Source organism: Natronorubrum tibetense GA33 (assembly GCF_000383975.1).
GTDB lineage: Archaea > Halobacteriota > Halobacteria > Halobacteriales > Natrialbaceae > Natronorubrum > Natronorubrum tibetense.
Genome location: NZ_KB913017.1, coordinates 750,556 through 775,526 on the forward strand (window position 1 = coordinate 750,556; position 24,971 = coordinate 775,526).

The window sequence follows — 24,971 nt, forward strand, 5'->3', positions numbered from 1 at the left end:
CGGTATATTTGGGACCGACCCCTACCCCGAGCCGTGCAACTGGTCGGCTACGAGCCGAGCGGACGCGGCGCCGCGCTCTTGTGCAGCGACGGCGACGCCCTCGAGCGACGCCGTCTCGAGCCCGGCGACACACTCTCCTATTCGCTCGAGAGGCGCCACTGCGCCGGAACCATCGACTGGAGCGCGGACGAGGCCGAACACGTCGCCTGCGACCGGCCGTCGACGCCCTACTGCGAGTACCACACCAGCACCTGGATCTGCGCGCGCTGTACGGGCACCTGCCTGAAAGACGAGATGGACTGTTACGAAGAACACGCCGTCTACGTCGCCGCCTTCGCTCCCGACACGTTCAAAGTCGGCGTCACCAAGCGCCGCCGACTCGAGACCCGCCTCCGAGAACAGGGGGCCGACCGCGGTGCCCACATCCACACCGTCTCGAACGGCCGGATCGCCCGCGAGATCGAGGCCGAGATCGCCGAGTGGCTGGTTGACCGCGTTCGAACGCCGACGAAAATCCGCTCGCTCGGCTCGAGCGTGGACCACGAGGCCTGGGACGATGTCCTCGCGGAGTTCGACGTCCACGAGCGGTTCGCGTTCGACTACGACCTCGGGCTCGAGAGCCAGCCGGTTCCCGAGACGGTCGCGTCGGGAACCGTCGTCGGCGTGAAGGGGCGACTGCTGGTCCTCGAGAACGGGGGAACGACCTACGCCGTGGACTTGCGCGATCTCGTGGGCTACGACGTCACGGACGGAACCACGAGCCGTGATCTCCAGTCGTCGCTTGGCTCGTTCGGGTGATCGACGGGGACAGAGACCGCTGGCGAACTCGCGGTAGGGGGCGAGATACCACGAAAATCATCTGGATTTTTGTTAGGTCACCGAAACGCCGCGAACAGCTATACGGTTGGTATGCGTACGAATACCATGGCTTTGAGTGACAAGAAAACCGGAACGATGGGGTCGCCGATCGATGATATCGCGTACCTCGCGCGGTCCGAACACCGCGTTCGGACGCTTGTCGCTCTGCGCGATCGTCCCCGAACCCGGTCCGACCTTTGGGAGCAGACCGGCGTTTCGTCGTCGACGATGCGACGGACGGTTAGAGCGTTCGAGGAGCGCAACTGGATCCGCAGGGAGGGACACGTGTACGAGACGACGCAACTCGGTGCGTTCATCGCGTCCGCGATGGAGGAGCTGATCGGCCGGATCGAAACAGAACGGACCCTCCGCGATGTCTGGCACTGGCTGCCGGGCGACGAGAGCGGGTTCACGCTCGAGGTCTGTACCGACGCCGTCGTGACGGTCGCCGAGCCCGACGCGCCCTACGGACCCGTCAATCGGTTCTCGGAGCTGCTCGCCGAGACGGACGAATTCCGGTTCGTCGGCTCCGATATCGCCGTTCTCGAGCCGTGTAAGGACGTCCTCCGGAAGCGAATCGTCGACGGCATGGAGACGGAGATCATCGATCCGCCGGCGGTCGCAAAACGGATCCTCGCGACGTATCCGGACCACTGCTCGGAACCGCTCGAGCGCCCCAACTTTACGGTCCTGTTACACGACGAACTGCCGTCGTACGGCGTCGGGCTCTTCGACGATCGAATCGCCGTCAGCTGTTACGATCAGGCCACTGGATCCGTCCGGCTGTTGATCGATACCGACGTTCCCGCGGCCTGGGAGTGGGCCGAATCGGTGTACTCGTCGTACCAGCGCGAGGCGCGCCCGCTCGCGGAGGAATCGCTCCTCGAGTAAGGAGCCGGCCGTAACAAGCCGGGCGCAGCCCCGACACCGGACTCCGATCGACGCCACGCCAGGAGTCGGTGATCGCGGTCACCGACTGCACGTCCGGCAGCGACTGCCCGGCGGGCAGCAGATGCCTATCTATCTTCCGTCCTCGTAGCCTGTTCCGGCGGAGAGACATCATGGTATCAACGCAAACCCAACAGGAGATCGAACGGACGCTCGGACAGGTACCGAGCTGGATGAATCAACTCGCGGAGCCGGCGAGCGACCACAGCTGGGGAATCTTTCGGGACCTCACCCTCGGTGAGAGCGAACTGACCCCGCGGGAGAAAGCCCTCGTCGGCGTCGGCGTCGCGGCGGCGGTCGGCTGTCCCTACTGCTCTCACTTCCACCGAGAGGAGGCCCGTCTCGCAGAGGTTTCGGACGACGAACTCGAGGAGACGGTCACGCTTGCAGGCACGACCCGGTACTTCTCGACGGTGCTCCACGGCAACGAGATCGACCTCGACGACTTCGTCGACGAGACGGACGAGATCGTCAACTACCTCAAAGAACAGGAAGCACCAGCCGCGGGTGCCGACGACTGATCGGCCACCCTCGGCCGGTCTCACTTTCGAATCCGCGTTCAGCCGACCATCTCGCGAAGAGTCCGTCTTGGCGATCGGAAGACCGCCCCCATCGCCCGCGGCGACGAGTCGGTACGGTACTCGGCGTCCGCATCGTCGCCGGCGACGACCGCGTACCGTCCCTCGCTCACGATCGACTCTCGGTCTGGATTTTCGTCGACCATGTGTGTGAACACCTCGCTGAATCGGTTCGTTCTTGTGCCGGCAACAGCCTCCTGCCGACGACGACCCCCTCGGCAACTGGACTCCCCACAGGACTGTCGCGCCGTCCGAGACATGGCAATCCTTTTCCGCGGTCGTACAGAATCCGAGGGTATGTCCGACGAAAACGAAGCTAACAACGGTAGCGACGACGGCGAGGAAAAATCCTTCCGCGAGCGAGTCGAGGAGATTCGCGAAAAGCGCGCCGAAGAGGGCGAAGGCGAGGGCGAACCGCCGGAGAGTCCGTTCGGCGGCGGCGGTGGCGGCCCCGGCGGCATGGGCGGCGGCGGCAACCCGTTCGCACAGATGATGGGCGGGATGATGGGCGGCGGTGGCGGCCCCGGCGGCATGGGCGGCGGACCGGGCGGCCCCGGCGGCCGCGGGGAAGAAGTCGGTAACGAGGAACTCGTTCAGGAGGTCCGACAGCTCCGCGACGAGATGCGCGACCAGACGCGCGCGCTCAAGCGGATCGCCGACGCACTCGAGGACAACTAACGCCCGCTAATCTTCCGATTTTTGCGTCGACGTGTCGAGAGCCGCAGCGCTCGCTTTGTGACACAGCTACAGCACTCGCCTCCCAGCACAGCCACCGCTTACCAACCGCTCACCGACGCGTAGGCGTCCCGAAGCCGGTCGACCGATCGCTCGAGACACTGCGACGCGGGTCCGGAGCGCTCGTCTAGCGCTCGCTCGAGCGCGCTTCGAAACGCCGCCAAGACGACGGCTATCCGGCCGACCGCTCGAGCCATCGGTCGTGCCAGTTGCGGGCGGTGTACGTAACCCCATTACTCGTCGACAAGAAAAGACGGCGATCTGTGGGTGCCTCACGAGTCGCGATTGCGGAGGCCGCGAATCGAGGAAACGCGTCCGTCAATCCAGTCCGAAAGCGACCAGCGGCCGACGAGGAGGTGTGCGAGTTCGACGCTGACGTACGCGAGCACGATTCCGGCGACGACGTCGATCACCCAGTGGATGCCGAGGTACATCGTCGAAATCGCGACCGAGACCCCGAGGAGGATCGCGACGACGTTCCACTTCGGATAGACGTCCCGCGTGCGGTAGGCCAGGAAGGTGACGGTCGCCGCGAGCGAGGTGTGCAGCGACGGGAAGACGTTGGTGTTCCGGTTGACCTGCCGCGTGAGGTGTTGGTACTGTGGGTACGTGTCGTACAGTAGCGCCTCGACGAGTTCGGGCATCATGTTCCGCGGCCCGTAGGCGATGACGAAAATGTAGAGCACCAGCCCGAGGGTATAGTTCAGCGTGTACGCCGCTAAAAGCTCCCGCAGCGGCCGCGTGTTCGACAGCGCGAAGTAGGCGACGACTGGAAAGACCAGCAGGAAAATGTAGCCGTAGATGTAGATGAACGAGAAGTACGCGGTCAGCCACGGCGTCGCGAGAGACTGCAGCCAGACGATGAATTGGCCCTCGATGTCGTAGATCGGCCCCGTGAGGTTCCAGGCGACCCCGAGCCACACTTCACCGATCCATGAGAGATGGGGAACCGCCTGCCTGGCGACGCTGTTGAACAGCAAGACGACGGCGAGAAGGACCGTGATCGGGGCGGCTGCTCGGATCCGCGAGCGCCACTCCGTCCGCGTCTCGCGGAGGCGATAGCGGCCGACGAAGAGCGCAATCGAGACGATTACCATGAGCGTCACGACCGCGACTAACTGCGTCAGCACCTGTACCAACATTACTGTCTCACCCGGAGGTTCCCCTCCGAATCGTACCGGAACCCGGCGTCTTCGAACGCCGCTCGCACCGCCTCGACGTCGAGGTCGCCATCCGAACCGAGAAACGGCATCTCGGGGTCTTCCCCGTCCCACTCGAGTCTGTCGGGGACCCACTCGTCGGTGACGGGCGTCGCGATCGGTCTCGCGTGGCCGTCGAACACCTCCTCGACCAGCCACGCTTTGTCGAGCAGCCGGGCGACTACCTGACGGAATCGCGGGTTGCCAAAGGGCGCCCTGCGGGCGTTGAACCCGAGGTGGTAGAACGTCCACGACGGTGACTCGACGAGTTCGACGTCGTCGCTCTCTTCGATATCGTCGACGACGTAGGTCTCGAGGGCCGAACTCGTGACGTCGGCGGCGTCGTCCTCGAGCAGCTGGATCGCCGACGTGCTCCGCGGATCGATCTGGACGCGGAGTTCGTCGACCGTCGGCTCGGGGCGGTCGACATCTTCGCGCAGCGAAAAGTGGTCGTCGAAGCGCTCGAACGTGACGTGTTCCCGTTCGGAGCGATCGGCGTACTGAAACGGTCCGCTACCGATCGGCGGGAAGTTATTGGACACCACCGCCTCGGTCGTCCCTTGCGCGACGCGAACGCCGCGGACGGACGCTTCCGCTGCACGGTCGCGCCAGACGTGTTCGGGGAGGATCGGCACCATCAACGCCCGCTCGCCGACCTCCTGGCCCACGCCGACCGCGAACTCGAGGGTGGACTCGCCGGTCGCTTCGACCTCGTCGATCGCCGCGACGCGGCCCCGAAACCGCGGCGAGGGCGCGGGCGAGCCGTCGCCTCCAAGCGCGGTGTCCGCGAGGAAGCGATAACTGAACGCGACGTCGCTCGCGGTGAGCGACTCGCCGTCGTGGAACGTACAGTCGGGGTGGAGTTCGACGACGAGCGTCGACTCGTCGATCCACTCCCAGTCGTCGGCGAGCCACGGCTCGAGCGAGTGGGCGCCGTCGGCGGTGACGGTCTCGGTCGCGAGCGAGTCGTATAGCAGGTCGGTGACCGTTCCCCGGTCGCGGTACTCGGCAGTCAATGGGTTGAGATTCTGTGACGGGCGAGCGTCCATGTGGACGGCCCGAAGCTGTTCGCCGCTTTCGTCGGTCAGCGGCTCGAGGCCGAGATACCCACCTCGCGTCGCGAGGTGGCCGTCCGCCCAGCCCTCGAACCGGTCGGCCCGCACGAGTCGGTGCTCGGTCGGCGTACAGACGGGGATGAACGGCTGTTCGACGGCGAGCGCCTCGAGCAGCGTCTCGACGGTGTCGCGGCGCTCCTCGCCGTCGGTCTCTCGCTGTTCCTCGAGCAGGTCGTCGACCAGCAGGTTCGTAAAGCCGAAGGGGTTCTGCCAGCCGGATTCCTCGGCGTACAGCGAGTGCAGCGACTCGTAGAGAAAGTCCGGGTCGAGGCCGCCGGGATGCTGGCCGACGTAGATATCGAAGTCGTGATTAATCAAGATCGCCCGCAGAAACTCCTCGTTCGAGCGCATCTCGATGGCCGTGTCGACGCCGGCGGTCTCGAGGGCGGCGGCGATCTCTCGAGCCAGCCGGATGCTCTCTCGGTCGCCGTCTGCGGGAAGCGTCGTGATGGTCAGCGAGAGCTGTTCGATATCGTCCCGGTTGACGATGTTTCGGAACCGGCTGAGACAGCCGCTCGTCGACATCGTGAGTCCGGCGGCGCCGGCCAGCGCGGCCCGACGGCTGATGGCGGGCGACCGACCGCCACGGCGTCTCTGGCTATCGGTGTCGGACGACGCAGCTCCACGCTCACTCATTCGGATCGTTTGTCACAGTTCGCCGGTGGCGGTATAACAGTATTGTGTTGGCGGGCGCCGAAACCCATGCGAGCGATTCGCGAGTTAGCGCGAGTCGGATCCGTCGGTCTTGTCGGAGCCGGTCAGTCGATCGACCGACGCTGACAGCGACCACCGACCGACGATGACGTCCGAGAGCCAGACGCAAAGCGCCGCGAGCGCGAGCCCGGCGACGACGTCGATTGCCCAGTGAATCCCGAGGTACATCGTCGAGATGATGACGCTGACCGCGAGCACGACGGCGACCGGGAACCACCACAGGTACTCGTCGCGGGAGAGGTAGGCGAAGATGCCGACCGTGGCTGCAAGCGAGGTGTGCAGCGACGGGAAGACGTTGGTGGCCCGGTTGACCTCCCGCGTGAGGTGCTGATACTCGGGATTGTGATCGTACAGCACGGTCTCGAGTTCGCCGGCGAGAATGTTTCGCGGCCCATAGGCGATGACCAGGAGATACAGGGCGAGCCCGAGCCCGTAGTTGAGCGTGTACGCCGTCAACAGCCGCCGGAACATGCGTGTGTCCGAGAGCACGAAGTACGCCACGGCCGGGAAGATCAGCAGATAGGTGTAGCCGTAGACGTAGATCCACGCGAAGTACTCCGTCAGATAGGAGTTGGCGACCCGCTGAAAGATCAGGATAAACTCGCCCTCGATGTCCCGGATCGCCGAGGTCATGTGGAACCCGATATCAGGATCGCTCCGTCGCATCATCCGGTTGAGAACCAACGCGATTCCCAGCACGACGAGCACCGGGCCGGAGATCCGCAGGCGAGTGCGCCACTCGGTAAACGTGGTCTCGAGCCGTTCGCGGCCGATAAACAGCGCGATCGAAATCGGGAGCATGATCCCGACGACAACCGCGACTCGCGTCAGTACCTCCGTGAGCATCAGTAGTGCCTCAGTCGTCCGGCAGCCTCGTCGTACCGATAGCCGATATCCTCGAACATATCGCGTGCGAGCGTGACGTTCGGTTCGCCGTTGCTACCGAGGAATCGGGTGACGAAGTCGTCGTCCTCGCTGTCCCACTCGAGGTGTTCCGGGACCCACTCGTCGGTGACGGGCGTCGCCAGCGGCTTCGCGTGGGCCTCGTCGAAGAACACTTCGTCGATGACCCATTCCTTGTCGATCAGCTGTGCGACTGCCTGCCGGAAGCGGAAGTCGCCACACGGCATCCGTCGCGTGTTGAATCCGAGGTGGTAGAACGTCCACGAGTCGTCGTCGTAGCGTTCGATCTCGTCGTCCTCGGGGATGTCGGCCAGCGAGAACGCCTCGAGCATCGACTCCGTCAGATCGGCGCCGCCGCTTGCGACGCGCTCGATGGAGGAGACGCTCCCGGGGTCGACGGTGAACCGAATCTCGTCGACGGTCGGTTCGAGGTGGACGTCCTTGTCGAGCGTGTCGTCGTCCTCGGCCAGCGTGAAGTGGTCGTCGAAGCGCTCGAGGGTGAGGTGGTCGCGCTCGGACTGACTCTCGAACTGGTAGGGACCGCTGCCGATCGGCTCGATCGAACTACTGGTAACGATCCCCCACCGCCCCTGTGGCGCGGAGAAGTCGTCGATGCTTCCGACGCGATCGTTGACTTCCTCCAACCAGACGTGTTTCGGAAGGATCGGAACCGTAAGGGCTCGTTCGGCGACCGCTCGACCGGCATCGAACGTCATCCGGAACTGGAAGTCCTCTCCGTACTCGGTGTCGATTTCGTCGACCGCGCTCACGTGGCCGCGGTAGCGGGGTGAAGGAGAGGGGTTCGCTGCGAGCGTGTACGACGTATCCTCGAGGAAGTCGTACGTGAACTCGACGTCCTCCGGGGTGACCGGCTCTGCGGGGACCGATTCGGTTTCGTGGAACGTACAGTCCTCGCGGAGCGTGACGGTCGCGGTCGTCGTCTCGACATCCTCGTCGTCCGTCGACTCCCAGCTCACGTCGCTGGCGAGCCACGGCTCGACTTCGACGGTGCCGTCTTCGGTTTCGACGGTCGTGCTGAGCGAATCGTACAGCAGGTCGATGATCGTTCCTCGTTCCCGAACCGTCGCCGAGAGGGGGTTGACGTTTCGCGACGGTCGTGCGTCGGTGACGAGCGCGTCTAACCGCTCGACGTCGTCGTCCGGTTCGAGACCGAGATAGCCCCGCCTGGTCGCGAGGTGGCTGTCGCCCCAGCCTTCGAACCGATTGCTGGCGACGCGGTACTCGGTCGGCCGACAGATCGGCTCGAACGGTTTCTCGATAGCGATCTCTTCTAACAGCGATTCCATCTTCGTTTCGCGTTCCTCGCCGTCCGCCTGCCGTTGCTCCTCGAGGAGGCGGTCGATCCCCCTGACGGTGAGACCGAAGGGGTTCTGCCAGCCGGATTCGTCGGCGTACGTGGAGTGGAGGGCCTCGTACAGAAAGTCCGGATCGAAATCCGCAGGATGGCGACCGACGTACAGATCGAAGTCGTGATCGATCAGGGTCATCTCGAGGAATTCGGCGCGAGAGCGCACCGTGAGATCCGCGTCGATGCCGACTGCCTGGAGGTTCGACTCGAGATGCCGAGCGATCTGGACGGTTTCTCGGTTGTCGTCGCGAGGGACCGTGACGATGGAGAGCGAAAGCTGATCGTCTCCGTCACCGGTGACGACGCTGCGAACGCTGTCGATACAGCCGCTCAGCGAGAGCGATAGCCCCGCTGCACCTGCAGCGAGGACGGAGCGTCGATCGACGCCGTCGACCGGATCAGTCGTGTTGCGATTCATTCAGTCTATTACACCTCTTTGCTGTTGATATATAACAATATTGCGTACTACGATCGACTACGGGGAACCGTCAAAAACTTTTTCAATCGTCCCTCTTTTCGTGCGAATTCGCGCCACCTATGTTGTTTGGTGGCACATAACCCGACAATAGATCAGAATCAGTTTTTCGCCGACACGCTCGAGTGCGTGCCTGCGAGCGGTCCGTCGCGCGTTCGCACCGAGACGGGCCCGCAGTGCGGGATCGGCTGGCGAGTCGCTCGAGTACGCTGGCCGCGAGAGCACAACACCGATATGTGAACCGCCGAAAGACGGGGTATGGACATCGCCGCCGAACGGATCGAGCGCCTCCACGAGTTGGCCCGAGCGGCGGCAGCGGACCGAAACGACGACCGAGCGCGCTACTACGTTCGACTCGCCCAGCGCGTCGCGGAACGGAATCGGCTGACGCTACCCCGGGAGTTTCGACGGTTCACCTGCGATCGCTGCGACGCGTACCTGCGGCCGGGAGTGAACGCCCGCGTTCGACTGCAGAACGGCCACGTCGTGATCACCTGCGACTGTGGAGCTCACGCTCGGTATCCGTACGAGGACTGAGTGCGGACGAGAGCCGTCAAACGTCTGGAGCGAACTCTGCTCGAGCGGCCGAAGTGGGGTCCAAATCGGCGGCGGAAACGGGGCTAACCGACCGACGGAACGGGACCAACCGACCGACGGAACGGGACTAACCGACCGACGGAACGGGGCCAACCGATCAACGCGATTCGATTGTCACGCGTCTCCGCGATGGTGGATCTGTGGCGTGCGTGTACACGGAACGACGACATTCCGATTCGAGAAGATTCAAACGGCTCGGTTCGTTAGGCTATTCCATGGATAAACAAACGCTCAAGCAGGAAGCGCACGATCTCGATGTTACCGTCTGGGTCGGCAAGAGCGGCCTCGAGTCGGTCGTCGACGAACTCCACGACCAACTCTCGAACGAGAACCTCGTCAAAATCAAATTCCTTCGTGCCGCCCGTGCGGGCAGTTCGACCGAAGAGAAGGCGGCCGAACTCGCCGACCGCGTCAATGCCGAACTGATCGACACGCGCGGGCACACGGCGGTGGTCCATCGATGAGTATCGGTGCCGGATCTCTCCTCCAAGCTGACGGACTCGGACCGATCGGTCGTGGGCTCGAGCAACTCGGTCTGCCGTATGTTGACGGGGCCGTCGCCGCGAGCACGGCGAGTGTCATCCGTTTTGTCCTCGCACTCACCGCAATCTGGTTCGTCGGCCGCCTCGTCGTCATCCCGCTGATTCGGCGGGCTCTCGATCGGCGTGAGCTAGACGAACACGCCCAAAACCCGTTGTTGATGCTCACGCGCTTCGGCGTCCTCTTTTTTGGCGTCGCCGTCGCGTTCGGATTCGCCGGCTTCGGGAACTTCCTCGTCTCCATGGCCGGGATCGCCGCGGCCGGCGCGCTCGCCATCGGTCTCGCGATGCAGAACGTCATCGCGAACTTCGTCGCCGGCGTGTTCATCTACACCGACAAACCGTTCCGCATCGGTGACTGGATCGAGTGGGACGACGGCACCTACTCAGGCACCGTCGAGGACATCAGCCTGCGCGTGACTCGAGTTCGAACGTTCGACAACGAACTGCTGACGGTTCCGAACTCCAACCTCACCGACAGCGTGCTCAAGAACCCCGTCGACGGCGGGAAGCTCCGTCAGAAGTTCGTCTTCGGTATCGGCTACGACGACGACATCGAGGAGGCGACCGAGATTATCGTCGACGAGGCCGAGCGTCACCCGGACATCATGGACGATCCCGCACCCTCCGTTCGCCTGACCGAACTCGGCGACTCCGACGTCGGGCTCCAGTCGCGATTCTGGATCGAAAACCCCTCGCGCGCCGACTTCGTCCGCACTCGCGGCGAGTACGTCACGGCCGTCAAGGAACGCTTCGACGAGAAAGGGATCGACATCCCGTACCCCGTCCGCACGCTCGAGGGCGGACTGCAACTCGAGGATAGAAAGCCGGTCGGACAGACGGCCGAGTGAGAGACCGGCCGTAGCGATACGCTTTTTCTCGTCTTCGACTACCGCGATTCGACCGTCGCGTTTTCCGGCGGCTCGAACTCGAACGTCTCGTCCTCGAGTCCGTCGTTGAACGAGACCGTCTCGAACCGCTCGGTCATCTCGTAGCGCTCACCATCGGTATTCTCGAAGACCATCCGCTCTTTCAGCGGGTAGTCGTACTCGTCGTCGACCCAGACCGTCTGCTCGACGATGTTGAGTTCGTCGGGCGCCTCGATCGTCTCGAGCGCGTAGACGTACTCGGTGCTCCCGATGAGAACCGAGACGCCGTCGGCGACCGCCTCCTCCTTTAGATCGACGTCGACCGCGTGCGTCTCTCGATCGGCGATCATCTCGGTGCCCAGATACTCGAGGTCGTACCACTCGAGTTGCATCTCGGCCATCTCCGCGCGGTCCGACCGAACAGCCTCGCTCTCGAACGGTTCGTCGGCCTCGTGGTGCTGGGCCAGCGACGACTTGGGATAGTACCACCACGCTCCCGACGCGTTCGAGGCGAAGATGGCACCGTCCTGATCGGATTCCGTCGTCTCGAGTACCTCCTCGTAATAGTCGACATACGGTCGCTCGTGGACGCGAACGGTTTCGGAAACCGTCTCGTCGCCGCCGGTGATCTCGATCGTCATCTCGCCGGAGACGTCCTCGAGGTCGTCGCCGTAGACGAACGTGCTATTGAACAGCGCCGCCGGTTCGGGCTCGTCCAGTTCGATCTCGTCCGATTCGGACTCGTCGCTCGCGGGCGGGGAGAACGCGATGCAGCCGCTGAGGAGAACGAGAATCGCGAGCGCTCCGAGAACAGCAACGAATCGTTGAGACGCCATAGAGCGGGTAATAAGAGGGATCCGACCTAAGCTTTTCTATCTACTGGACGAACGAAAAGCGACCGCACCGTCGGATCGAGCCGGGCGGGTCGGCCGAGGGTCGACGACGTCCCTCGAGTGCGTTGGGTCGTCGCGGACAGCGCGTCGTGTCGACGGGTGGCGTCGGCGAAAACAGCTCCGAGCGAATACGACCCGCATCGCGGCTGCTATCGGAAGGAAAATCGGAATGAAGTATGAGTGTGGAAGCCGCGATTGCCCGGCGTTCCGGCCGGGGGAATCCCGGTTGCCTTCTCCACCCCGCGACCCGTCGAGCGACAGGTGTCCGGCGGTCCACTGCTCGCTTCCGCGCCTGATGGGCTGTCGCCGGCTAACCACGATGGGGCGTCCCTGCGGACGGCCACCGTAGACCGCTGTCCCCGACGGACGAGGCTTCTCTGTTGGCTCCCGGGGCCCCGGCCGGTCTGACCGGACGCCCGCGGTGTTCGGTCCCCGCTAATGACCATAGCGCGGGTAGTGAGCAGGGCCAAACTGCCCGACCTATCCATCCCTACGTAGGAGGGTGGAACTTAAGGACCTTTCGCCTCCCGAATCGCAGTCGGGCGCGGTGGTGCGCCCGATACGGAGCCCGAACGAGACAGTCGGTCGCCCGAATCGCGGCGTCGGAACACCCAACGTGCTTTGGCAACGGTTGAAAGACGATAGCCCACGAACACCTCTCGTGACCCGCCTCGATGTCTCGAACGGTTCACGATCCGCTGCACTCGAGCACTCATGAGTAGTAATTGTCCGGAGTCCGATGCGACCGATGCCGGGGTACCGCCGAACGAACACTGGTCGAGCGTGTCAAAACACGTCGTCAACAGCTACGTCGAGGCCAATAACGCCCTCCTCGCCGCGATGGGATTCTCACCGTCGTCCGACGATGCTCCTGGGACGCTCACCGCACGGCAGCAACCCGAGACGGTTGACGGCCCGATCACCGAAGTCGCCTTCGGCGACGAGTCCTGGCTGATGGAGCGCTCCGCTGACGAGTACGAGGACCTCGCGGTCGGCGACTACGTCCGCTTTACGAAACCGATCGAGGAGACTGACGTCTCCGCGTTCGCACAGGTCTCCGGAGACACCAACCGGCTCCACCTCGCGGAGTCGTTCGCCGAGGAGACCCAGTTCGGCGGCCGCATCGCCCACGGCACGCTCGTCGCCGGGACGATCAGCGCCGCGCTCGCCCGGTTCCCCGGCCTGACGATCTACCTCTCCCAGGACCTCGAGTTCCACGCTCCGGTCGAAATCGGGGAGACTGTCACCGCCGACTGCGAGATCGTCGAACTGCTCGGCGACACCCGCTACCGACTCCACACGACGGTCGAAACCACGGACGAGGAGACCGTGATCGACGGCGAGGCGATCGTCGTCATCCAGGAGTCCCCCGACGTGTGATCGGAAGTCGGCGTCTCGACTTCCGTTTTCGTTCGCTATTTCATCGGTCCGATAGCTGCAGGTCGGGACGCAGGGTCTCGGTCGGTTCGTCGGTTTCGAAGCCGGTAGCCGTACGGTCGGCCGGTTCGCCCTCGTGTCGTCTTCGCACAGCCAAAATACCTTGGAACAATGGTGATACCCCTCCGCGTCCTTCTCGTACATAATGAGTAGGTCAGAATCGGAATCGAGGATCGTCGCCGTCTGTCGCGCCTGTGAGTCGGTATTCGTCTCCGAGCAGAAACCGGACGGGACGATTAGACCTATCGGCGTCTCCCAGGAGTGTAGCTGTGGCGACGGCGACTTCGAGCGGATCACGCCGTCGGGTGGGAGCGAGCCGACGAACGACGGCGGCCCGGCGGTGCCACGGCCGTCGGACTGATACGGATTATTGTACCGATGTACCGGCGCAACCGCGACCCGAGTGGCGGTTGCGCCGGAAATGACTTACAGTAACCCGTATGACGCCTGTGCGAGTCTCGAGCGGCAACTGGCTCCGCTATCGGCCGAGTGTGCCCTCAGTGGCGCGGCGCGACCGCGCCGATTTCCGGCACCCAACCGTTTTTGCAACGAATCGGTCTGCATAGGGTATGCCCACACCGACGGAACGGGTCCGCCGAGCCGAGCGCTCGAGCATCCGCGTCATGTTCAATCTCGCCGAACGCCACGACGGCGACCTCGTTCGGCTCGAGGTCGGCGAACCGGACTTCGATACGCCCGAACACGTTATCGACGCAGCCGCACGCGCCGCCCGAGTGGGGGAGACTCACTACACGTCGAACGCTGGACTGCCGGCGTGTCGACGGGCGATTAGCGACACGCTAGCCCACGACCACGGCGTCGAACACGATCCGGACGAAATCGTCGTCACGGTCGGCGGGATGGAGGCGCTGCATCTGGCGACCATGGCGACGGTCGGACCCGGCGAAGAGCTGCTCGCTCCCGGACCGACGTGGCCGAACTACGAGACCCAGGCGCTCCTCGCGGACGGCTCCTTTCGCGAGGTCCCGATGCCCGCGGAGTCGGGGTTCGATCTCGAGGCCGACCGCGTCATCGAGGCGATGAGCGACGATACCGCCGCGGTCGTGCTCACGACCCCCTCGAATCCGACCGGGCGCGTCTACGATCCGGCCGAGTGTCGGGCAGTCGTCGAAGCGGCCGCCGACCACGACGCCTACGTCATCGCCGACGAGGTATACCTCGGACTGACCTACGACGGTGAGTCGGAGGGGATCGCGGCCCACACCGGCCACCCCGACCACGTCGTGACGATCGGCTCCTGCTCGAAGACGTACGCGATGACCGGCTGGCGGCTCGGTTGGCTCGCTGCCGACGACCACTTCGTCGACCGCGTGCTCACGGTTCGTGAGTCGACGACCGCCTGCGCCTCGAGCGTCTCCCAGCACGCCGCGATCGCGGCGCTCACGGGTCCACAGGAGCCGTTTCGTGAGATGTATCGCGCGTTCCAGGAGCGGCGGGATCTGGTCGTCGACCGCATCGCAGGGATCGAGGGTGCCTCCTGTCCTCGACCGGAGGGGGCGTTCTACGCGTTCCTCGACCCGGGCGTCGACGACGACAGCCTGACGATCGCGAAATACTTGCTCGAGGAACACGGGGTCGTCCTCGCTCCGGGAGACGGGTTCGGCGAGTCGGAGCCAGGGCGACTGCGGCTCTCGTTCGCGAACTCGATGGAGCGGTTGAACGAGGGGTTCGATCGACTCGAGGCGGGATTGGACGCGTACTGAGCGACGGTTCGAGGGCAACAGCCGACAGCGGTCGGACGCGTGACAGCCCGGGAGACGACCGCCGTCACGAGAGAGTGGGAGTGATCCGCCTCCGAGCCAGTTCGTCAACGGCGTGTTGTCGTCGCCGATCGGCGATGAACTCGAGGTTATTCTATTTCGACGTGTGCTGCAGCCGCTCCCTCGATTCCGATCGAACGGCTGGTCCGCACGGGCGAAAGAGGGTCGAATGGCCGTTTCGCCGTCGGCTCGGGGAACGCCTCGTCGAACGACGAGTCAGCGCTCGAGGCGGAAACGTTCGCGTACCGTGATAACTTCGATCGAACGCGGCTCCGCGTTCGCTGGCAAGCATCTCGACTCGAGGAGTTACTACAACGCCATCAGCGGCCGAATGAAGGCGCGGATTACAAAGCGGGCTGCAGCCGTTCCCAATGTCGAGACTGTCACTACCATGAGCGACGAACTAGGCGTTCCCCAATCGACCGACAAATCGATCCGCTCGATGCTGGTAACGCTCGAACGAGACGCCGACCTGACCCTCTCGCCGATCGAACGGCTGTTTCTCGCGACCGACGGGACCGTCACCCACATGCTCGAGGCGCTGACGAGGGACGATGTCTCGGTGACCATCCTCGACCGTTCGGTGGCCGACAATCGGCTGTTTCGAACGGTTGCGCTCGTGCCGAATACCGAGCAGAACCCGTTAGTCTGGGCTCGATCGACTATTCGGCTCTCGCCGCTTGCGGACTCCGTCGCCGACGAACTCGTCGACGGCGAGATCGGTATCGGAGACGTGCTTCGCGAGGAGTGTACGGAGACGAGACGCGAAATCGTGGAGATGAACGTCCATTCGGCCGCCACCCGCTTCCCGTCGTTCGTCGAGAGCGACGCGGCGTGTCTCCTCGAGCGGACGTACCAGATCTACACCGCGGACACCCGAATCATGACGATCACCGAGTACTTCCCGAAGGATCGACTCAGCACGTATCGAACGCACTAGCCTGCGGCCGCGAACACGTATCGAACGCACTAGCCTGTGGCCACGAGCTGGTCGCCGAAACGGGAAGCGGAGCGTCAATCGTTCAAAACCGAACCATAACAAAGCCCGGGTAGTCGCTACCCTCGAGCGAGACTATGGCCGAACTGTGGAACCCGTTACTCGAGAGGATGCCGCGTGATCGACTCGAGCGACGGCAGATCCGGAAGTTCAGGGAGCAAGCCGTCTACGTATACGAGAACGTCCCCGTGTTTCGGCGAAAACTCGATCGAGCGGGCATCGTTCCCGAAGAGATCGACTCGTTCGAGGATATCCGTGCCGTCCCGACGACGACGAAAGACGAACTACGCCGGGCACAGGAAACGGGGGCTGACGACTCCGACGGATCGTCGGGCCGGACCGAGCGAGCGACCGAGACGAGATCGACACCGTACGGAGAGCTTCTCGCCGTGGAACCGGAGGCAGTCCGCGAGTACCACCAGACCTCCGGGACCAGCGGCACGCCGCTCCGACAGGCGGATTCGGGTCGGGACTGGGAGTGGTGGAGCGACTGCTGGGCGACGGTCCTCTGGTCGCAGGGGATTCGACCGGACGACCGGGTCTTCTTCCCGTTCTCCTACAACGTCTTCGTCGCGTTCTGGGCCGCACACTACGCCTGCGAGCGGATCGGTGCCGAGGTCGTTCCCGGCGGTAACCTTTCGTCCGCCGAACGCGTCCAACTGATGGACGACCTCGAGGCGACGGTCTTCATGACCACGCCGACGTACGCGCTTCGACTCGGAGAGGTCGCCGAGCAGGAGGGGATCGATCCCGCGGCAACCAGCATCGAACGGATCGTCTGTGCCGGCGAGCCCGGCGCAAGCGTTCCGGGGACGAAAGCGAAACTCGAGGAGCGCTGGGGAGCGACGGTCCACGACCACGCCGGCGCAACGGAAACCGGCGCGTGGGGGTACAGCTGCGAGGGCGACTCGCTCGGCCTCCACTTCAACGAGGCTCAGTTCCTGATCGAGGTGGTCGACGACGACGGCGACCCGGTCGAACCGGGCGAAACAGGTACGCTAATCGTCACGCCGCTCGACCGACACGCCCAGCCGTATCTCCGGTTCGAACAGCGCGATCGAGTGCGACTCGAGGAGCCGAGCGCCTGCGACTGCGGGCGGACGTTTCGCCTCGCCGACGGCGGCGTTCTCGGCAGAGACGACGACTTCACGACGGTCAACGGCGTGTTGCTCTCGCCGACGGCGGTCGAAGACGTCGTCCGCCAGCACGACGACGTGGCTGACGAGTACAAGATCGTCATCGACGAACACGACGAGAAGGAATCGGACGTCGTTACTCTGATCAGCGAGGCGAAAACGCAGGACGTAGAGACGACCAGGACCGAGCTTCGACACCGGCTCAAACAGGCCTGTGGCCTCTCGTTTCGAATCACGCTGCGCGAGCAAGGTGCCCTCGAGCGACCCGAACTCAAAGCCGATCGCGTCGTCGACCAGCGGGTGAATCATGTCTGAGAACGACGCTGGACAGCAGGACGGAAGCTCGCCGCCGCAGCGGTCGTCTACGGGCGGCGACAGTACCGAACACGGAACCACCCGCGGCGACGACCGAACTACTGCGGATCTCGACGAACTCGCGGCGCTCGTCGACGACCTCGAGGAGGCGTCGACGGCCCTGATCGAACGCGGGCAGGAACACGACGTTCCCGCCATCGAGCACAACGCCCAACGGATCAGCGAGGTCGTCCGCGTTCTCGAACAGCACGTCCCGGAACAGAAAGTCGACGACTGAAAAGGTACTGACCTCCTCCCGCGCCTGAAGACGCGGGTGTGCGCTCGCACTATATATCAGCCCGTGTCGTACTCGCTGAACGTCGTCCGCCAGGCTTCGGGATCCGTCACTCGCTTGCCGTCGAGGACCCATCGGTCGCCGTCCGCCTCGTCGTCGTCCATCAGCGCGTAGACGCCGTGGATCGTCGGCGTCGAGACCAGCGAGAGCGGGACGGTCCGATCGCTTCGAAAGCCGTACGCCGAGAGCACGTCGTCCGGAATCACGCCGGACGGCGCGACAACGAGCGCCGCGTCCTCGTTCGCCTCGAGGATCGCCTCGAGAACGGAGACCAGGACGGCCGTACGGGGTCGGCTCGAGACGAGCGGCACGATGTCGGTGAGGTGCGTGATAGTCGCCCCGCCGTCGACCTTCGTTCCGGTGGTGACTGCAGCGACCGGCGAGCCGTCGTAGCGTCCGACGTAGGTCGTGTACTCCCAGTGGGGGTTGCCAAAGCGCCACTCGTAGAACGTCTCGTCGCGGACGAGGTGGAGTTTGTCGGGGATGTCGTGTCGGTAGAGCGCCGCGAGCGTCCGGCTTGGAATCGTCGCACTTCGGTCGACGTCGATCTTCGGGTGGTCGGCGACCGATGGCCGTTGCCGGGATTTCGCCGCGAGATACCCTCGAGAGAGCACTCGAGCGCCGCCCCGGATCAGCGCGGAGAGGGGACCGACCGACTCGCCGTCGACCATCGCGTCGGGCTGTTGGACCCGGAAGTACGTCTCCTGGCGCTCGACGAGCTGCCAGCCGTACTTCTCGAACGTCGCTTTGCTCAACTGATTCGGGAAATCGAACACGATCTCGAACCCGTCGGCGGCGAACCGATCGAGCCCGATCCTGAACAGTTCGGTGAACAGCCCCTCCCGCCGGTGTTCGGGTCGAACCGCGCCATCACAGGACTGAACGGCGGGAATCTGCCGCGAACCGGTGTGTAACTCGAGGACCCAGAAGCCGACCGCGCCGACGAGTTCGCCGTCGAACTCGGCGACGTAAACCGGGATATCTTCGGTGTACGGGTTGGTTTCGTACTTCCACGCGAACCAGTCATCGGACAGCGTCGAATCCAGCACCTCCTGGTACACCGCGAGTAGTTCCTCACGATCTCCCTCGCGGTACTGCCGGATGGTGTACTCGCGGTCGCCGCTGGCGTACTGTCGCTCCAACGAATCCATCCGATCCCGTCCGAACATACCCTGTCCAACGACCGATCGGCCATAGTAATACATCCGGTATTTCGCACCTCGAGCGGGGTAGTCTCGCGCTGACCGCAGTACCGGCGCGCTAGTGGTCGCTGCACTGATAGCTAGTTGCTCGATCGAGTGACGGTCTCGAGAGCACACCATCCGGACAGTTACGGTCGCACTACTGCGCTCTCGAACTCGTGTGGACTGTCCGCGAGGGCGTCTTGTCCCACGTAGTCCGTCGCGGGACCATTACCATTTGCTTGCACTGCTGTCAAAACGTGGTCGTCTATCAGTCGTACTTTCGAAACCCCATCTCGCGGGCCATCTCTCGAAACGACTGTCGGCAGAGCCAGATGTCGTACTTCGCGATCAAGCCCTGTTCTCGGCCAGTGTCTCTACAGACGCGTTCGTTTCCGGTACGTTTGGCGCTCGGGTCGGCGTTGTCGGTTGTTTCGCCCACGGAGTTAGTCGACGCGTCACTGGTCATGCCAACTCCCCCGCCCGGCGTCTCAGTGACGGTTCGATCGTCGTGTCCTCGGAGAGTTCCTCGAGCACAGTCGTGGCGTTACAGTCGCCCAACCCGTTGAGTGCGTGACGACGGAACTCGCCGCTGAGGCCACCCGTCTGGACGAGAATTGCGAGATTCGTCTCTTCGTTCGCTCGGACGAGTTCGTCGATGGCTTCGTAGCGTTGCGTTCGCGAAACGTTCTTCTTGACTGCCGTTTGGAATGTCGTAGACATCGTGTAGTGGATTATCGTGCGTCTGCAAGCGTGCGATACGATCCTTCTCGGGCCGAGATCCACGCCGTAACCAGCGAGTCCTCGGACGCGACCGAGTAGATCGTACACAGATCCGGCCCCGAATCGGTCGGTTCAACGACCGCGAGACACTCCGACGCTGGTTCTTCGACGGCCGGTGGTGACCCCGCTTCGATCGCGTTGTCGTTCGAGTCCTGATGAGTCAATCTGCGATTCCGATCTCTTCTTGGCTATCGTGGTCCGGTTCTCCTGGCTCCCCTTCTTCGGCCTCGTCGGGTTCCTCGAACGTCGGGAAGCGATCGTCGAAGGCCTCCCAGTCGGCCTCCATCTCCTCGTCGGTGAGCAGACAGAGTTCGAGATGGTTCCGGATCGACTCGTGGTCCATCTCGGTCCCGATGACGACGAGTCTCGTTCCGCGATCCCCCCACTCGTCGTCCCAGGTCTCCTCGAGTTCGGGATAGGCGTCGAACTGCTCCTCGCGTTCCTCGGGCGGGAGCGTTGCGATCCAGTTCCCGGCGGGTGCGACTCGGATCGATCGTCCCGCGACGTTCAGCATGAGCGCCATCTCCTCGCGGCCGGCGAGCCAGAAGTGACCTTTCGATCGGACGACGTTCTCGGGGAACGCGTCGAGCAGTTCGGCGAACCGTTCGGGGTGGAAGGGACGTTGCGCGCCGAAGACGAACGAGGTGACACCGTGTTCTTCTTCGGCCGATTCGTGAGGCTCCTGAAGTTCCTGCATCCAGCCGGCCGATCGGCTCGCCTCCTCGAAATCGAACCGACCGGTGTCGATGATGTCGTCAGTCTCGATTCGACCGTGCGTCGTCCGAACGATCTCGGCTCGAGGTTGGAGCGTCTCGACCGTCGCTTCGATCTCGGCCAGCGTCGCTTCGTCGACGAGATCACACTTGTTTAACAGGAGCACGTCACAGAACTCCACCTGCTCGACGAGCAGGTCGCCGAGGTGTTTTTTCGTCCCGTCGTCGTCGAGAATCTCGTCCGACTGCATCGCCTCGTTGAACTGGTGGGCGTCGACGACCGTCACCGTCGTATCGAGGTGGCAGCCCTCGAGTGGCTCGATTCCCGTCTCCTCGTAGAACTCCGTGGGATCGACGTCCGACTGGTCGAATCCGAGCGTGAGCGTCTGTGCGACGGGGAGCGGTTCGGCGACGCCCGTCGACTCGACGACGATCGCGTCGAACTCCCGTTCGCGGGTGAGTCCACCGATCGCGTCGAGCAGGTCGCCGCGTAGCTCACAGCAGATACAGCCGTTCGAAAGCTCGACCAACTCCTCTTCGTCCGCAGAAATGTCGGACGATTCGGCGACGAGGTCCGCGTCGACGTTCACCTCGCCCATGTCGTTGACGAGCACGGCGAGGTCTCGATCGCCGCTCTCGCGTAGGAGATGGTTGAGCGTGGTCGTCTTGCCAGCGCCGAGCGTCCCGGAAAGCACCGTCACGGGGATCGTCTGCTCTTCCATGTGTTACCAACGGGACTCTACTAGCTAATATAAGTTATTATCTTTCTTAAAGTTCTTATTAACTTTCGAGGATTGTGTTCGGACACTGACGCGGCAGATCCCATATGACGACAGACAACTCAACCCGGAAGTTCGGCTGTACCATTGTCGGAGGCGGTATCCACGGCACGTATCTCGCCCAGCGTCTCCTCGACGAGACGCAGTTTGACAGGGACGACGTACTCATCGTCGACCCGCACGATCGGTTGCTGGCGTCGTTTCGCGAGAAGGCCAAAGCCTGTGGGATGGAGGCACTCCGATCGACGTTCGTCCACCACATCGGAACCGAACCGTTCGGTCTCGAGAGTTTCGCCGAAGCGAACGATCGGGAGGACGAACTCGTTCCGACGGTCGACTACCCGCCGCGGCCGTCCATTGATCTCTTCCTGGATTATTCGGAATCCGTGATCGACCGAAAGGATCTCGGCTCGCTGCATCGTCGGGCCGCCGTCGACGCAGTTCACGAACTCCCCAGCGAGGCGGGGCTTCGACTCGAGACGACTGCGGGACCGATCGACACCGAACGCTGCGTCTTGGCGATCGGCTACGGCGGTCGGTACCGCTGGCCCGACTGGGCCGTCGAACTCGACGGCGTCGAACACGTCTGGGACGGGTTCGTACCCGACGCGTCGGTCGATCGAACCATCGTCGTCGGCGGCGGCATCACGGCCGCCCAAGTCGCGTGTGACTTGAGCAAAACGCAGTCGGTGTCCCTGCTCTCACGGCATCCGTTCGAATGGGAGGTCTCCGAGGCGGATCCACCGTGGATCAACTGGTCGCACATCGAGGAAACCCTCCACCAACATCCACCGGGATCGAGCGACCGGCTCGAGGTGATTTCGGCTGCTAGGAACACTGGAACGATTCCGCCGTACCGCTATCAGGAGTTCGAGGACCGAATCGACGAGGGCGCACTTACGCTCGCACAGGGAGCGGTCGACTCGGCCGCGGTCGAAGACGGATCGGTTCGGCTCTCGCTGGATCACGGGTTGGAGCTACTAGGCGACCGCGTCGTTCTCGCGACCGGATTCGAACCGGTGTTCGATCACCCGTTCGTCGATCAAATCGCGGACGGACTCGATCTAGCGCGTGGCTATCGAGGGATGCCCGTTCTCGACGATGACACGCTCGCCTGGCAGGGCGAGGACGGACGACCCGTTCCGTTGTACGTCTCCGGGGCACTCGCGCTCGGATCGGTCGGTCCGTACGCGCCCAACGTTCCGGGAGCCAGGCGAGCAGGCGATCGGATTACGGCCGCGATCACCCAACGCATTCGTCGTTCTGACGCGACAGGTATGAACGAATCAGTGCACCGAACGGAAGTTTTCGACTGAGCTAGCTTCTACTGGGGTCCAGAACAATTCACACACTGACCGCAAAACTGCCCTGCGAATAGGAGTGAATCGAATTTTAGTCACTACTATCGAATGGCTTCCGGTCACGGCTTCGTCTCGCACATTTCGGCCCCGAGTTTGGACTCGAGAAACCCAACGATGAGCGCTCCCGCTCTCCTGGCACCGATCACGTTGCGAGCGAACGGACCGAGGACCTGCTGTGCGGCGACGCCCGAAACCGCGATCCGCGAGGGCGATCCGTCTCGACGCATCCACCGGAGCGTCTCGTCGTCGAGGACGGGTGCCCCACAGTAGCCCGTTTGCAGTGTCGATTGCCGGCGGAGGTGGCGAAACAGTCCACCGTCGTACGGCGAACCGAACCCCGTCGCAAAGATCAATTCGTCGAGACAGAACGCAGTGCCGTCTTGACAGGTAGCGACGACCGTTCCGCCAGCTTCAGTCGCGACCGTTATTTCGGATCGCTCGAGTTCGATTCGCTTGCGCTCGAGCGCCCGCTGTAGTCGGCGAAACACGTACGGTGGCATCGTACCATCGTATCGAGCCTCGGCTACCAGTTCCTCGCGGGCACGCGACGCCGGTGGATGTTCGTGGAATTTCTCGATAACGCCCGAGAAGTGCATCCAGTCGGTGCTCGCCTCGAGTGTCTCGACGCGAAACGGGCTTCGGGCGAACAGAACCACGTCTCGTCCCGGCAGTTGGGAGAGCGTCGTGGCGAGTTGGGCGGCAGTGATTCCGCCACCGACGATGCCGACGGATGCCGTTTCGCCGACCGAATCGCGGTCGAAAGATGGATCCAAGACGTGGGTCACCGGTTGTGTCGAGATCAGTTCCGTTGCCCACTCCGGATAGGTAACAGAGCGACCGTGTCCGACGGCGAGGAGACACCACCGGGTTGATATGCGGCCCTCTGTGGTTTCGATCTCCACGGCACGCCGCGTGTCCTCGATTGCAGTGACTCGAGCATCCGTGTGAAGCGATTCGAGATCGTATCGATCACAGATCCACTCCGCGTGGTCGAAGAACAGCGATGTCGTCGGTCGTTCCGCACCGACCGTCGTCGGACGCAGTTCGTCCTCACGGCCACGTGCCTGAGCGAAATCCCTGAGAGAGAACGGATCGGTAGCGACGTGGTGGACGAACGGCGATCTGAACTCGACCATTCCACACTGGCGACACGTTCGCCGAAACGACTCGAGGAGGCCAACTGGATCGACGATACGCAGCTTGTTGGGATCGATCAGATCCGCCTGAAGGAGCCGAACAGCCAGATGAACACCGTGGACGCCGCCACCGACGATCGTGACGACGGCGTCAGTATCCGTCTCCGACATCACCGTCAGCGGAGCCATCGAGGAGAGAACTGCAACCGACTCGAGCTGGTGCAAACATCATCTTCGATTTAGCGCCGTGCCAGCACGTGGCCATCGTGGCACCGACAGTTGCACTGGAAATAGGCCGCGATATATCCCGCCGTTCCGAACGAGTCGACGAGTGTCTCAGCATCCCCTCGCTCCTCGACTTCGACGTTGACGATCGATCGTTCGTCGCATTCGAGCGCCTCGAGTGCTCGCTCAGCCCGCTGTCGATCGGGCTGGAGGGCCTCGATAAGTATCGATTCGACGGTCCACTCTGGAAGCACCGGCACGCGTCCGCCGGCGATCGCCGTCGAAATATCCTCGTCAGTGTAGAAATACTCCGCGAGCTCCGGGCCGTCGAACGTTCGAAGTCGTTCCTTCGCCGCCTCGTGGAACCGATTGACTACGAGGAAACACTCGATGTCATGCTTGCTCACGCGACGCTCATATTTCGTGGCACTCTCGAGTTTCTCGGGCGTCGTGACGACGAACACTACATCCAGGTGTTCCGTTCGTTCACCGACCGCTTCCACGCCCGGCGGACAATCTTCGACCGTCCATTCGACTCCGAGCGCGTCGTCGGTGCTCGTCTCGCGGTCTTTTACCAGCCGCGTTGCCTCACCAGTAATCTGTACACGGGTTCGCTCGGCCAGTCGGGACGCGACGAGCGCGGCGATCGTCGTCTTCCCGACACCCGGATCGCCGGCGAACGCGAGACGACGCGTCTCGCACTCGGACTCATCCTCGAGCGCTCCGATCGCCGTTGGGTTCGTTGACACAGTTGTTGCTAGCAAACACATCTACGATGATCAAATTTGTTATTTTAGAGTTGGGGATTAATAATACCGGTCGCGAGCACGGCTCGAGCGTTCGGACACGGCCATGAACAGAAAGCCGACGACGTCTGGGGCTCCTAAGCGTACGCAAAAGAAGGGACGCTACAGGCGCAGAACCAGAGACAGTGTATACACCCTGAGAGTACAATTGAAGGGAGTTACCGCGCTTGTGTCTTATCGATTACGCTTCCTATC

Annotated in this window: 28 protein-coding genes and 1 other RNA gene; 14 read left to right on the plus strand and 15 right to left on the minus strand. The window is 63.4% G+C overall.

Annotated elements, in window-relative coordinates:
• The first annotated feature begins 33 nt into the window (after nucleotides 1-33).
• From NATTI_RS0103940 to NATTI_RS0103950, 3 genes are all read left to right on the plus strand, one after another.
• Nucleotides 34-798 (plus strand): DUF2797 domain-containing protein, encoded by a 765-nt coding sequence (locus NATTI_RS0103940; protein ID WP_006089347.1) that lies wholly within the window; start codon nucleotides 34-36, stop codon nucleotides 796-798.
• Nucleotides 799-924: 126 nt separating this feature from the next.
• Complete coding sequence (locus NATTI_RS0103945) at nucleotides 925-1,749, plus strand: helix-turn-helix transcriptional regulator (RefSeq protein ID WP_006089346.1); 825 nt, start codon at nucleotides 925-927, stop codon at nucleotides 1,747-1,749.
• Nucleotides 1,750-1,919: 170 nt separating this feature from the next.
• On the plus strand, nucleotides 1,920-2,327 hold the full coding sequence (locus tag NATTI_RS0103950; protein ID WP_006089345.1) for a carboxymuconolactone decarboxylase family protein: 408 nt from the start codon (nucleotides 1,920-1,922) through the stop codon (nucleotides 2,325-2,327).
• Nucleotides 2,328-2,365: 38 nt separating this feature from the next.
• On the opposite strand, the gene NATTI_RS25975 is transcribed toward NATTI_RS0103950, so the two are convergent.
• Nucleotides 2,366-2,530, minus strand: coding sequence for a hypothetical protein (locus NATTI_RS25975; RefSeq protein WP_019991616.1), 165 nt, complete (start codon nucleotides 2,528-2,530; stop codon nucleotides 2,366-2,368).
• Between the two features lie 112 nt (nucleotides 2,531-2,642).
• Here NATTI_RS25975 and NATTI_RS0103960 point away from each other — a divergent pair, with 112 nt between their 5' ends.
• Nucleotides 2,643-3,062, plus strand: a complete 420-nt coding sequence (locus tag NATTI_RS0103960; protein WP_193787783.1) for a hypothetical protein — start codon at nucleotides 2,643-2,645, stop codon at nucleotides 3,060-3,062.
• Between the two features lie 98 nt (nucleotides 3,063-3,160).
• On the opposite strand, the gene NATTI_RS25980 is transcribed toward NATTI_RS0103960, so the two are convergent.
• The 5 genes from NATTI_RS25980 to NATTI_RS0103985 all read right to left on the minus strand — a co-directional run bounded on the left by NATTI_RS25980 (nucleotide 3,161) and on the right by NATTI_RS0103985 (nucleotide 8,837).
• Nucleotides 3,161-3,316: a hypothetical protein gene (locus NATTI_RS25980; RefSeq protein WP_019991617.1), complete on the minus strand. Its 156-nt coding sequence runs from the start codon at nucleotides 3,314-3,316 to the stop codon at nucleotides 3,161-3,163.
• Between the two features lie 75 nt (nucleotides 3,317-3,391).
• Nucleotides 3,392-4,261 (minus strand): phosphatase PAP2 family protein, encoded by an 870-nt coding sequence (locus tag NATTI_RS0103970; protein ID WP_006089343.1) that lies wholly within the window; start codon nucleotides 4,259-4,261, stop codon nucleotides 3,392-3,394.
• On the minus strand, nucleotides 4,261-6,069 hold the full coding sequence (locus tag NATTI_RS0103975) for an ABC transporter substrate-binding protein (RefSeq protein WP_006089342.1): 1,809 nt from the start codon (nucleotides 6,067-6,069) through the stop codon (nucleotides 4,261-4,263). The genes NATTI_RS0103970 and NATTI_RS0103975 overlap by 1 nt, the downstream gene beginning before the upstream one ends.
• 84 nt (nucleotides 6,070-6,153) lie before the next feature.
• Nucleotides 6,154-6,993 (minus strand): phosphatase PAP2 family protein, encoded by an 840-nt coding sequence (locus tag NATTI_RS0103980; protein ID WP_006089341.1) that lies wholly within the window; start codon nucleotides 6,991-6,993, stop codon nucleotides 6,154-6,156.
• Nucleotides 6,993-8,837 (minus strand): ABC transporter substrate-binding protein, encoded by a 1,845-nt coding sequence (locus NATTI_RS0103985; protein WP_006089340.1) that lies wholly within the window; start codon nucleotides 8,835-8,837, stop codon nucleotides 6,993-6,995. Before NATTI_RS0103985 ends, NATTI_RS0103980 begins: the two co-directional genes overlap by 1 nt.
• A 315-nt stretch (nucleotides 8,838-9,152) precedes the next feature.
• Between NATTI_RS0103985 and NATTI_RS0103990 the strand changes: the two genes are divergently transcribed.
• The 3 genes from NATTI_RS0103990 (at nucleotide 9,153) to NATTI_RS0104000 (ending at nucleotide 10,881) form a co-directional block, all read left to right on the plus strand.
• Nucleotides 9,153-9,431, plus strand: a complete 279-nt coding sequence (locus NATTI_RS0103990; protein WP_006089339.1) for a ribonuclease P protein component 4 — start codon at nucleotides 9,153-9,155, stop codon at nucleotides 9,429-9,431.
• A 275-nt stretch (nucleotides 9,432-9,706) separates the two neighbouring features.
• Nucleotides 9,707-9,955, plus strand: a complete 249-nt coding sequence (locus NATTI_RS0103995; RefSeq protein WP_006089338.1) for a YhbY family RNA-binding protein — start codon at nucleotides 9,707-9,709, stop codon at nucleotides 9,953-9,955.
• A complete protein-coding gene (locus NATTI_RS0104000) occupies nucleotides 9,952-10,881 on the plus strand; it encodes a mechanosensitive ion channel family protein (RefSeq protein WP_006089337.1) in 930 nt (309 codons plus the stop codon). The genes NATTI_RS0103995 and NATTI_RS0104000 overlap by 4 nt, the downstream gene beginning before the upstream one ends.
• A 38-nt stretch (nucleotides 10,882-10,919) precedes the next feature.
• Here the strand turns inward: NATTI_RS0104000 and NATTI_RS0104005 are convergent, their stop codons facing one another.
• Nucleotides 10,920-11,735 carry a LolA family protein gene (locus tag NATTI_RS0104005; RefSeq protein WP_006089336.1) on the minus strand — a complete coding sequence of 272 codons (816 nt, stop codon included), beginning with the start codon at nucleotides 11,733-11,735 and terminating at the stop codon, nucleotides 10,920-10,922.
• Nucleotides 11,736-11,971: 236 nt separating this feature from the next.
• Nucleotides 11,972-12,283, minus strand: an RNA gene (ffs, locus tag NATTI_RS25205) — signal recognition particle sRNA.
• Nucleotides 12,284-12,506: 223 nt separating this feature from the next.
• Between ffs and NATTI_RS0104010 the strand changes: the two genes are divergently transcribed.
• From NATTI_RS0104010 to NATTI_RS0104040, 6 genes are all read left to right on the plus strand, one after another.
• On the plus strand, nucleotides 12,507-13,172 hold the full coding sequence (locus tag NATTI_RS0104010; RefSeq protein WP_006089335.1) for a MaoC family dehydratase: 666 nt from the start codon (nucleotides 12,507-12,509) through the stop codon (nucleotides 13,170-13,172).
• A 202-nt stretch (nucleotides 13,173-13,374) separates the two neighbouring features.
• The gene (locus NATTI_RS0104020) at nucleotides 13,375-13,590 is read left to right on the plus strand and encodes a hypothetical protein (protein ID WP_006089334.1); all 216 of its coding nucleotides are present in this window, start codon (nucleotides 13,375-13,377) and stop codon (nucleotides 13,588-13,590) included.
• Between the two features lie 208 nt (nucleotides 13,591-13,798).
• A complete protein-coding gene (locus NATTI_RS0104025; RefSeq protein WP_006089333.1) occupies nucleotides 13,799-14,953 on the plus strand; it encodes a pyridoxal phosphate-dependent aminotransferase in 1,155 nt (384 codons plus the stop codon).
• A gap of 448 nt (nucleotides 14,954-15,401) precedes the next feature.
• Nucleotides 15,402-15,950, plus strand: a complete 549-nt coding sequence (locus NATTI_RS0104030) for a chorismate--pyruvate lyase family protein (RefSeq protein ID WP_006089332.1) — start codon at nucleotides 15,402-15,404, stop codon at nucleotides 15,948-15,950.
• Between the two features lie 134 nt (nucleotides 15,951-16,084).
• Nucleotides 16,085-17,458: a phenylacetate--CoA ligase family protein gene (locus NATTI_RS0104035; protein ID WP_006089331.1), complete on the plus strand. Its 1,374-nt coding sequence runs from the start codon at nucleotides 16,085-16,087 to the stop codon at nucleotides 17,456-17,458.
• Entirely contained in the window at nucleotides 17,451-17,735 is a 285-nt protein-coding gene (locus NATTI_RS0104040) for a hypothetical protein (protein WP_006089330.1), read from the plus strand. The genes NATTI_RS0104035 and NATTI_RS0104040 overlap by 8 nt, the downstream gene beginning before the upstream one ends.
• A gap of 56 nt (nucleotides 17,736-17,791) precedes the next feature.
• Here the strand turns inward: NATTI_RS0104040 and NATTI_RS0104045 are convergent, their stop codons facing one another.
• The 5 genes from NATTI_RS0104045 to NATTI_RS0104065 form a co-directional block, all read right to left on the minus strand.
• The gene (locus tag NATTI_RS0104045) at nucleotides 17,792-18,961 is read right to left on the minus strand and encodes a GNAT family N-acetyltransferase (protein WP_019991619.1); all 1,170 of its coding nucleotides are present in this window, start codon (nucleotides 18,959-18,961) and stop codon (nucleotides 17,792-17,794) included.
• 283 nt (nucleotides 18,962-19,244) lie between these two features.
• A complete protein-coding gene (locus NATTI_RS0104050; RefSeq protein WP_019991620.1) occupies nucleotides 19,245-19,442 on the minus strand; it encodes a 30S ribosomal protein S14 in 198 nt (65 codons plus the stop codon).
• Nucleotides 19,439-19,696: a hypothetical protein gene (locus NATTI_RS0104055; RefSeq protein WP_006089327.1), complete on the minus strand. Its 258-nt coding sequence runs from the start codon at nucleotides 19,694-19,696 to the stop codon at nucleotides 19,439-19,441. The genes NATTI_RS0104050 and NATTI_RS0104055 overlap by 4 nt, the downstream gene beginning before the upstream one ends.
• An 11-nt stretch (nucleotides 19,697-19,707) precedes the next feature.
• The gene (locus NATTI_RS27600; protein WP_006089326.1) at nucleotides 19,708-19,920 is read right to left on the minus strand and encodes a DUF7511 domain-containing protein; all 213 of its coding nucleotides are present in this window, start codon (nucleotides 19,918-19,920) and stop codon (nucleotides 19,708-19,710) included.
• Complete coding sequence (locus tag NATTI_RS0104065; protein ID WP_006089325.1) at nucleotides 19,917-21,191, minus strand: GTP-binding protein; 1,275 nt, start codon at nucleotides 21,189-21,191, stop codon at nucleotides 19,917-19,919. Before NATTI_RS0104065 ends, NATTI_RS27600 begins: the two co-directional genes overlap by 4 nt.
• A gap of 104 nt (nucleotides 21,192-21,295) precedes the next feature.
• Between NATTI_RS0104065 and NATTI_RS0104070 the strand changes: the two genes are divergently transcribed.
• Entirely contained in the window at nucleotides 21,296-22,564 is a 1,269-nt protein-coding gene (locus NATTI_RS0104070; protein WP_006089324.1) for an FAD/NAD(P)-binding protein, read from the plus strand.
• 104 nt (nucleotides 22,565-22,668) lie between these two features.
• Here the strand turns inward: NATTI_RS0104070 and NATTI_RS0104075 are convergent, their stop codons facing one another.
• Together NATTI_RS0104075 and NATTI_RS0104080 are read right to left on the minus strand one after the other, a co-directional pair.
• Nucleotides 22,669-23,934 (minus strand): FAD/NAD(P)-binding protein, encoded by a 1,266-nt coding sequence (locus NATTI_RS0104075; RefSeq protein ID WP_006089323.1) that lies wholly within the window; start codon nucleotides 23,932-23,934, stop codon nucleotides 22,669-22,671.
• Between the two features lie 50 nt (nucleotides 23,935-23,984).
• Nucleotides 23,985-24,719 carry an ATP-binding protein gene (locus tag NATTI_RS0104080; RefSeq protein WP_006089322.1) on the minus strand — a complete coding sequence of 245 codons (735 nt, stop codon included), beginning with the start codon at nucleotides 24,717-24,719 and terminating at the stop codon, nucleotides 23,985-23,987.
• Nucleotides 24,720-24,971 lie beyond the last annotated feature (252 nt).

Coding starts and splice junctions, on each gene's coding strand:
- NATTI_RS0103945 (WP_006089346.1), top strand. CDS start 925: ATGGCTTTGAGTGACAAGAAAACCGGAACGATGGGGTCGCCGATCGAT.
- NATTI_RS0103950 (WP_006089345.1), top strand. CDS start 1,920: ATGGTATCAACGCAAACCCAACAGGAGATCGAACGGACGCTCGGACAG.
- NATTI_RS25975 (WP_019991616.1), bottom strand. CDS start 2,530: ATGGTCGACGAAAATCCAGACCGAGAGTCGATCGTGAGCGAGGGACGG.
- NATTI_RS0103960 (WP_193787783.1), top strand. CDS start 2,643: ATGGCAATCCTTTTCCGCGGTCGTACAGAATCCGAGGGTATGTCCGAC.
- NATTI_RS25980 (WP_019991617.1), bottom strand. CDS start 3,316: ATGGCTCGAGCGGTCGGCCGGATAGCCGTCGTCTTGGCGGCGTTTCGA.
- NATTI_RS0103970 (WP_006089343.1), bottom strand. CDS start 4,261: ATGTTGGTACAGGTGCTGACGCAGTTAGTCGCGGTCGTGACGCTCATG.
- NATTI_RS0103975 (WP_006089342.1), bottom strand. CDS start 6,069: ATGAGTGAGCGTGGAGCTGCGTCGTCCGACACCGATAGCCAGAGACGC.
- NATTI_RS0103980 (WP_006089341.1), bottom strand. CDS start 6,993: ATGCTCACGGAGGTACTGACGCGAGTCGCGGTTGTCGTCGGGATCATG.
- NATTI_RS0103985 (WP_006089340.1), bottom strand. CDS start 8,837: ATGAATCGCAACACGACTGATCCGGTCGACGGCGTCGATCGACGCTCC.
- NATTI_RS0103990 (WP_006089339.1), top strand. CDS start 9,153: ATGGACATCGCCGCCGAACGGATCGAGCGCCTCCACGAGTTGGCCCGA.
- NATTI_RS0103995 (WP_006089338.1), top strand. CDS start 9,707: ATGGATAAACAAACGCTCAAGCAGGAAGCGCACGATCTCGATGTTACC.
- NATTI_RS0104000 (WP_006089337.1), top strand. CDS start 9,952: ATGAGTATCGGTGCCGGATCTCTCCTCCAAGCTGACGGACTCGGACCG.
- NATTI_RS0104005 (WP_006089336.1), bottom strand. CDS start 11,735: ATGGCGTCTCAACGATTCGTTGCTGTTCTCGGAGCGCTCGCGATTCTC.
- NATTI_RS0104010 (WP_006089335.1), top strand. CDS start 12,507: ATGAGTAGTAATTGTCCGGAGTCCGATGCGACCGATGCCGGGGTACCG.
- NATTI_RS0104020 (WP_006089334.1), top strand. CDS start 13,375: ATGAGTAGGTCAGAATCGGAATCGAGGATCGTCGCCGTCTGTCGCGCC.
- NATTI_RS0104025 (WP_006089333.1), top strand. CDS start 13,799: ATGCCCACACCGACGGAACGGGTCCGCCGAGCCGAGCGCTCGAGCATC.
- NATTI_RS0104030 (WP_006089332.1), top strand. CDS start 15,402: ATGAGCGACGAACTAGGCGTTCCCCAATCGACCGACAAATCGATCCGC.
- NATTI_RS0104035 (WP_006089331.1), top strand. CDS start 16,085: ATGGCCGAACTGTGGAACCCGTTACTCGAGAGGATGCCGCGTGATCGA.
- NATTI_RS0104040 (WP_006089330.1), top strand. CDS start 17,451: ATGTCTGAGAACGACGCTGGACAGCAGGACGGAAGCTCGCCGCCGCAG.
- NATTI_RS0104045 (WP_019991619.1), bottom strand. CDS start 18,961: ATGTTCGGACGGGATCGGATGGATTCGTTGGAGCGACAGTACGCCAGC.
- NATTI_RS0104050 (WP_019991620.1), bottom strand. CDS start 19,442: ATGACCAGTGACGCGTCGACTAACTCCGTGGGCGAAACAACCGACAAC.
- NATTI_RS0104055 (WP_006089327.1), bottom strand. CDS start 19,696: ATGTCTACGACATTCCAAACGGCAGTCAAGAAGAACGTTTCGCGAACG.
- NATTI_RS0104065 (WP_006089325.1), bottom strand. CDS start 21,191: ATGGAAGAGCAGACGATCCCCGTGACGGTGCTTTCCGGGACGCTCGGC.
- NATTI_RS0104070 (WP_006089324.1), top strand. CDS start 21,296: ATGACGACAGACAACTCAACCCGGAAGTTCGGCTGTACCATTGTCGGA.
- NATTI_RS0104075 (WP_006089323.1), bottom strand. CDS start 23,934: ATGGCTCCGCTGACGGTGATGTCGGAGACGGATACTGACGCCGTCGTC.